The organism is Psychrobacillus sp. (genome assembly GCF_056205495.1).
Window position 1 is genome coordinate 1 of the sequence record NZ_JBAEAP010000009.1, and the last position, 7,459, is coordinate 7,459.

The following is a 7,459-nucleotide window of genomic DNA, read 5'->3' on the forward strand; positions in this document are numbered from 1 at the left end:
TGGATGGGCAAGAAAAAACAGGTGTCACGATTATGTATATGGAGGAAAAACTCGATGCAGGGGATATCATTTCTCAGCGTGAAATTCCTATTACACATCTAGATGATACTGGAATTCTGTTTAACAAACTAAGTGAAGTAGGAACTCTCCTTTTAAAGGAAACATTGCCATTAATCATTACGGGCAGAAATGAACGAATTGTCCAAGATGAGTCTCTAGTTACCTATGCAAGAAATATTTCACGCGAACAGGAAAGAGTAGATTGGACTAAGTCTGCAATAGAAATTCACAATCAAATCCGCGGTCTTCATCCGTGGCCTGTAGCTTATACTACTTTGGATGGGCTAACGGTGAAAATTTGGAAGGCAGATACACTTGATATAAATACAAATGAATTACCAGGGACAGTCGTAAAAATTGAAACAGATTATTTTGTTGTTCAAACAGGTTTGGGAGAAGCTATCCGAATTGATGAGCTACAGCCGGCTGGGAAGAAAAAAATGTCTGCAAATGACTATTTGCGAGGCGTAGGTTCTAAATTGCGAATAGGAGACAAATTTGAATGACAAAAAAGAATGAAAAAATATGGACAGGTAATGTAAGAGATGCAGCATTAACTATACTAATGGCTGTTGAAAAACAACAAGCTTATAGCAATCTGTTGCTACATCAAACAATCGAAAAGTATGACATCGAACCAAAAGATCGAGCATTATTAACCGAGTTAACTTATGGAACGCTTCAACATAAAATGACATTAGATTATTACCTTCAGCCCTTTATAAAAGGTAAGCTGGATGACTGGGTTAGACAACTTCTTCGTTTGTCCTTATATCAAATACACTATCTATCAAGAATTCCAGACCATGCAGCTGTAAATGTAGCGGTTAACATTGCTAAGCGAAGAGGACATAAAGGAATTTCCGGTGTAATCAATGGTATTTTACGCTCGATCCTTCGAGAAGGCGTCCGTTCAACGGAAGAAATTCAAGACAAGGTAGAGAGGCTTTCTATCGAGACTAGTCATCCAATGTGGATGGTGAAACGATTTATTTCTGAATATGGTTTTGAAACAACTGAGCAAATGCTTAAAGAAAATAACGAGCCTCCTGTGACTACTTTACGTGTTAATTTATTCAAGCGAACAGTAGAACAAGTTATGCATTTAATGACTCAGGAAGGATATGTCGTGGCAAAGAGCGAAGTTATTCCAGAGTGTATTTATTTGTTCAATGGCCAAGCAGCTAAAACGACAGCTTTTCAAAAAGGATTTGTTACCATTCAAGACGAAAGCTCTATGATCCCGGCTTATGCTCTTCAAGCAGAACCAGGAATGACCGTGTTAGACATGTGCTCTGCACCAGGCGGAAAAACGACACATATAGCCGAGAAAATGAAGAATACTGGAAAGCTTGTAGCAATGGATATTCACCAGCATAAATTGAAGTTAGTAAAAGAAAATGCTGAAAGACTAGGCTTTAGTTTTATTGAAACAGTAGAAAAAGATGCACGCCAAGCTTCAGAGTTATTTCCAGAGCAAACGTTTGACCGTATTTTAGTAGATGCTCCTTGTAGCGGTCTAGGGGTCATGAAAAGAAAGCCTGACATTAAATATACGAAAAGTGAAAAGGATTTCGATTCACTGAAGCCGATACAACTAAAAATATTAGACGAAGCATATACACTTTTAAAGCCAAATGGTTTAATAGTTTATAGTACGTGTACAGTGGACCGTGAGGAAAATGAAGGTACAGCCAAGTTATTTATGGAAAAACATCCAGATATGGAACTAAAAAGTTTTCCAGACGTTGTAAAGAATATAAAGCAGCAAGAAGAGGATGGTATGTTACAGCTGTTTCCTCAAGACCTGAGAAGTGATGGATTTTTTGTGGCAGTTTTTCAAAAAAAGAGCTGATTGCAACGGGCTCTATCTATGAAGAGGTGAAGGGATAAATGAGGTTCGTTGTTAAAACTGATGTAGGCTTGAAAAGAACCATTAATGAGGATCGTGTTGGGGTATTTAAACGTGAGGATGGTCGTATTTTAGCTGTTGTTGCGGACGGAATGGGTGGTCATAATGCTGGAGATGTAGCTAGTGAGATGGCTATTACTGAGTTCGAAAAGTATTTTCATGCTTACAATCCTTCTGTTGTTCCAGCAAAAGATTGGTTAATGTACACGTTTCAAACCATTAACCAACTAATTGCCCAGCATTCATCCTCTAACACAGGATGTGAGGGTATGGGAACAACTTTAATTGCAGGATTGTTTGAAAACAGCAAAGGGATTATAGCTCATATTGGGGACAGTCGCGTTTATCAAATTACACAAAACTTGGTTCGGCAAATCACAAGAGACCATTCTTTTGTAAATGTCTTACTCGACTCTGGGGAGATAAATGAAGAACAAGCAAAAACACACCCTATGAAAAATGCAATTATGAAAGCAGTCGGAACCGAACGAACTATTCACCCTGATTTTTTTGAAGTAGAATTTGCAGCGAATTCATATTTTCTTTTTTGCACAGATGGTTTAAGTAATAAAATAAGTGAATCCTATATACAGCACTTGCTATACTCAAAGAAATCTCTTTACGAAATGGGAGATGAATTAGTAGAGGAAGCTAATAAGTCAGGCGGAGAAGATAATATTTCCCTGATCTTGTTAACGAATAAGGATGAGGAGGTGTAAGGATGTTAATCGGCAAAAGAATTAGCGGCAGGTATAAGTTGCTAGAGATGATTGGTGGAGGCGGCATGTCCAACGTATATTTGGGACATGATATGATCTTAGACAGAGACGTCGCAATTAAGGTTTTGCGATATGATTTTTCTAATGAAGAAGAACTGCGTCGTCGCTTTCAGCGAGAAGCACTTTCTGCCACAAGCCTTACACACCCTAATATAGTTAATATCTACGACGTAGGAGAAGATGAAGATATTCACTATATTGTTATGGAACATGTTAAAGGTGAGACACTAAAACAATACATACAGCATAATGCCCCGGTTTCGCCCGTTAAAACAATTACTCTTATGAAGCAGCTAACTTCGGCTATTTCTAATGCACACAATAATCATATTATTCATCGAGATATAAAACCGCAGAATATTTTATTGGATGAGCAAGAAAACGTGAAAATAACTGATTTCGGCATAGCGATGGCATTAAGTGCAACTTCCTATACGCAAACTAACTCCGTTTTAGGAACCGTGCATTATTTGTCACCAGAACAAGCTCGTGGCGGAACTGCTACTAGAGAATCAGATATTTATGCGCTAGGAATTGTGTTGTTTGAATTATTGACTGGACAGCTTCCCTTTTCAGGAGAATCAGCTGTATCCATTGCATTGAAGCATTTACAGGCGGAAACACCATCGGTTAGAGCTATCAATCCTGTCATACCACAAAGCTTAGAAAATGTTGTCCTAAAGGCAACTGCTAAAGATCCTAGAAACAGGTACCGATCTGCAGAGGAAATGGAAAGAGACTTATCAACTGCCATGTCACCAGAAAGGTCCAATGAACCAAAGTTTGTTGTTCCTGTAGACGATGGAGCTACGAAGGTTCTTCCGGTTATTAAAGAGCCTGTTTCTTTTGAAGATGTTGCAGAGACTAAAAAATTACAAACAGAGGATAAGCCTCCTGAACAAACAAAACCAAAGAAGAAAAGAAGTAAATGGAAAATAGTGACAGGGATAATAGCTGGCCTGATTTTGCTAGCATTAATCATAATCATAGCTTTCCCCGGGTTGTTTAAACCGGACAAGATAGAAGTTCCTCCTGTAGCTGGGTTAGAGGTTGAGGACGCTATAAAATTACTTGAGTCAGAAGGCTTTATCATTGGAGAACAAATTTTAGAATTTGATGATGAGGTCGAAAAAGACCATGTCATAGGTACAACACCAGAAGAAGGAAAAATGCGTGACGTAGAAACTGAGGTAGATATAATTGTATCCCAAGGGAAGGAAACTTCTGTAATGGGTGACTACGAAAATCAGGATATCACCCAGGTTATAGCTTTGCTTGAAAAACAAGGCTATAAAATTGAGGAAGATAAAATATACGCTTCTGCAACAGCGGGTACCATTTTAAAGCAGGAGCCTGAAGCTGGACAAGAAATTATTCCTGAAGAAACCGTTGTCCGTTTTCAAGTAAGTATTGGACCAGAAATGATTACTTTGAGAGACTTAAGGGAATACAATGAAAAGAATTTAAACGAATATGCAACAAACTCGGGATTAAAGATCGTTAAAACAAAAGAAGTGAACCACGATACAATTCCTAAAGGAGCAGTTGTAGAACAATCTCCGGGGCCAAACCAGAAACTCGCAAAGGGAAGTACGGTTGAGGTAGTGATTTCTTCTGGACCAAAAGCTAAGCCAACTAAGACGTTTGTAAGAATTGTGCCAATTCCTTATTTGGAGCAAGAGCCTGATGGTGAAGGGGAAGAAGGAGAAAATGAGGAAAATCCTGAGAAGGAAGTTGTTCCTCAAATAATTCAAATTTATATTCAAGACAAAACACATAAATTTACTGACCCTCCAGTTGAAGAGTTTGAAATTACATCGGCAGTAGAGAAAAAGATTTCACTAGAAATTGTGGAAGGCGAGGCTGGCGGATATCTTATTAAAAGAAATCAAGAGGTACTCGAACAAAAAACAATAAAATATGAAGATATAGATTAGGGAGGCATAGGATGCCAAATGGTCAAATAAGAAAAGCGCTTAGTGGTTTCTATTATGTATATGATAATGGTAAAGTGATTCAATGTAGAGGGAGAGGCGTCTTTAGAAATAGAGGCGAATCTCCTCTAGTTGGTGATTTTGTTGACTATACTGTCGAGGGAGAGAACGATGGTACTATAACTGTCATCCACGAAAGAAAAAATAACTTAGTTCGTCCACCGATATCGAATATTGATCAGGCCATTTTAGTTTTTTCTATTAAAGAACCAGACTTCAATACGATATTATTAGACCGTTTCCTAGTAGTTCTAGAATCCTTTTACATTGAGCCAATCATTTGCTTGACGAAAAGTGATTTGATGGATACTAAGATGGAACAAACAATGAAGGATTATATCAACGATTATGAAAATATTGGTTATGATATATTAATGACCTACAAAGATGATCCGGATTTTAACGATAAAATAACCCCTATTTTAAAAGGGAAAACTACAGTATTAGCAGGACAATCAGGGGTAGGGAAATCTACTTTATTAAATACAATTCTCCCTTCCTTAGATTTAAAAACAGGGGTAATATCGGATGCTTTAGGACGTGGGAAGCATACAACCAGACATGTAGAATTAATCGAGGTTTGTGATGGTCTTCTAGCTGATACCCCTGGCTTTAGTTCTTTTGAATTTGATTTAATGGAAAAAGAAGAGCTCTCTAGTTGTTTTCCTGACTTTGTAAAACGACAGGACGAATGTAAGTACCGAGGGTGCCTACATGTAAATGAGCCAAAATGCGCTGTAAAAAAAGCAGTAGAGCTTGGAGAAATTAAAGAATATCGATACAAACATTATTTACAATTTTATGAAGAAATAGTAGATAGAAAGCCGAGGTACTAACTTATGGTAAAGATTGCACCTTCTATTTTAGCAGCAAATTTTGCAAAACTTGGGGAAGAAGTATTAGAGGTAGAAAAAGCTGGAGCTGAACTTATTCATATAGATGTGATGGATGGTCATTTTGTTCCAAACATAACGATGGGACCGATTGTGGTAGAGGCTTTACGACCACTTACTAACCTTCCATTGGATGTACATCTTATGATAGAAAATGCTGATCAATACATTGAGGCATTTGCTAAAGCTGGAGCTGATTATATAACAGTTCACGTGGAGGCTTCACCACATCTTCACCGTACAATTCAGTTGATTCGTTCATTTGGAGTGAAGCCAGGAGTTGTGTTAAATCCACATACGCCTGTTGAGTCAATTATGCATGTATTAGAGGATGTTGATATGGTTTTATTTATGACCGTCAACCCTGGATTTGGTGGTCAGAAATTTATACATTCCGTTATTCCTAAAGTAAAACAACTTTCTCAAATTATACAGGAAAGAAATCTTTCTATTGAAATTGAGATTGATGGAGGAGTCAACGAGGATACTATTATTCCTTGTGTGGAAGCAGGAGCAACTATTTTAGTCGCTGGTTCCGCTGTTTATAATGCACCTGACAAAGGAAAGGCACTTCAAAGAATAAAAGCTGCAGGATTGAGTGTGGCTTCAAAATGAAGCGTGTCTTCATCTGCGCAGGTGGTCCTGTAGAGGAAGTTGTTGATCTTAGACAGCTTCCTTTTTTACAAGAAGAAACAATCTTTATTGGGGCTGATAGAGGTGCCTATCATTTGTTGAATGCTGATATTATTCCAACAGAGATTATTGGAGATTTTGATTCTATTAGTTATAAAGAGTTGGATACACTACGAAAACACGTGACACATGTATCTATAATGCCCTCTGAGAAGGATGAGACAGATACACGTTTGGCTTTAGTAGAAGCAATGAAATATAAACCAAACGAAGTTATTTTAACCGGTGTAAGTGGTTCTCGTTTGGATCACTATCAAGCAGCTCTTCATGATGTATACCACTTTCAACGATTGAATCCTGAAGTCTCCTTTTATATCCAGAACAATAAAAATAAGCTTCAATTTCTACTTCCTGGAACACATAAAATAGATCAACAAGAAGAGTATAAATATATATCTTTTTATCCTTTTGGTGAAAGACTGGAAGACGTTACATTAGAGGGATTTTTGTATAATGTGGAAGAAGAACCAATAAAATATGGCCATGCAAAGTTTACAAGTAATGAACAAGTAGAGCGAACAAGTACTATCTCCTTTAAGTCAGGCATATGTTTAATGATAAGAAGCAGTGACTAAAAGGGAGGAAATTCGTGTGAAGGTCTACACATTTAAATTACCTAAATCTGTTAGTAGTTTAATGAAGGTATGTATTCGTCTTTTTAAAAAGGATGAGGAAAAAAAATAGTTTTAAAAAGAAATAATGCCAGGTCGACAATTTGTCGGCCTGGCATTAATTATGAGAGCGATTAAACGCGCTCAATTTTTCCTGATTTTAAAGCTCTAGCAGAAACCCATACGCGTTTAGGTTTACCGTCTACAAGAATACGGACCTTTTGAAGGTTTGCCCCCCATGTACGCTTAGTAGCGTTCATTGCGTGAGAACGAGCATTACCAGAACGAGCTTTACGCCCAGTGATTGCACATACTTTTGGCATTATAATTTCCTCCTTTAAAAAAGAAGCTGAAAGATTTTCAGTTCGATATTTCACATACTTTAATAATTTACCACAGACTCTTTTGATAAGCAAGTATATCAAGAAAAAAACCTTTACACTATAAAATAACAGTTTAGGTTCAGTAGTTACTTGCAGTGTTGGGGTTTACATAGTTACTATAGTAACAGATGGTG

General features: G+C 37.4%; 9 protein-coding genes. 8 read left to right on the forward strand and 1 reads right to left on the reverse strand.

Translation table 11 applies throughout. The annotated features are described in order from the left end of the window. From AC06OU_RS00175 to spoVM, 8 genes are all read left to right on the forward strand, one after another. The coding region (locus AC06OU_RS00175) for a methionyl-tRNA formyltransferase (RefSeq protein ID WP_475853307.1) at positions 1-566 on the forward strand (566 nt) is incomplete at its 5' end. Continuing rightward, a complete protein-coding gene (rsmB, locus tag AC06OU_RS00180; protein ID WP_475853309.1) occupies positions 563-1,915 on the forward strand; it encodes a 16S rRNA (cytosine(967)-C(5))-methyltransferase RsmB in 1,353 nt (450 codons plus the stop codon). The genes AC06OU_RS00175 and rsmB, both read left to right, overlap by 4 nt. 38 nt (positions 1,916-1,953) lie before the next feature. Then, positions 1,954-2,691 carry a Stp1/IreP family PP2C-type Ser/Thr phosphatase gene (locus AC06OU_RS00185; protein WP_169358553.1) on the forward strand — a complete coding sequence of 246 codons (738 nt, stop codon included), beginning with the start codon at positions 1,954-1,956 and terminating at the stop codon, positions 2,689-2,691. Between the two features lie 2 nt (positions 2,692-2,693). Continuing rightward, a complete protein-coding gene (gene pknB, locus AC06OU_RS00190) occupies positions 2,694-4,688 on the forward strand; it encodes a Stk1 family PASTA domain-containing Ser/Thr kinase (protein ID WP_475853311.1) in 1,995 nt (664 codons plus the stop codon). A gap of 11 nt (positions 4,689-4,699) precedes the next feature. Further along, positions 4,700-5,581 carry a ribosome small subunit-dependent GTPase A gene (rsgA, locus tag AC06OU_RS00195; protein WP_475853312.1) on the forward strand — a complete coding sequence of 294 codons (882 nt, stop codon included), beginning with the start codon at positions 4,700-4,702 and terminating at the stop codon, positions 5,579-5,581. A 3-nt stretch (positions 5,582-5,584) separates the two neighbouring features. Next, positions 5,585-6,253, forward strand: coding sequence for a ribulose-phosphate 3-epimerase (gene rpe, locus AC06OU_RS00200; RefSeq protein ID WP_475853313.1), 669 nt, complete (start codon positions 5,585-5,587; stop codon positions 6,251-6,253). Beyond that, positions 6,250-6,906: a thiamine diphosphokinase gene (locus AC06OU_RS00205; protein WP_475853314.1), complete on the forward strand. Its 657-nt coding sequence runs from the start codon at positions 6,250-6,252 to the stop codon at positions 6,904-6,906. The genes rpe and AC06OU_RS00205 overlap by 4 nt, the downstream gene beginning before the upstream one ends. A gap of 16 nt (positions 6,907-6,922) precedes the next feature. Further along, positions 6,923-7,015, forward strand: coding sequence for a stage V sporulation protein SpoVM (gene spoVM / locus AC06OU_RS00210; protein WP_169358558.1), 93 nt, complete (start codon positions 6,923-6,925; stop codon positions 7,013-7,015). A 61-nt stretch (positions 7,016-7,076) separates the two neighbouring features. Here spoVM and rpmB read toward each other — a convergent pair whose 3' ends face one another. Continuing rightward, the gene (rpmB, locus tag AC06OU_RS00215; protein WP_142605779.1) at positions 7,077-7,265 is read right to left on the reverse strand and encodes a 50S ribosomal protein L28; all 189 of its coding nucleotides are present in this window, start codon (positions 7,263-7,265) and stop codon (positions 7,077-7,079) included. Positions 7,266-7,459: the final 194 nt, after the last annotated feature.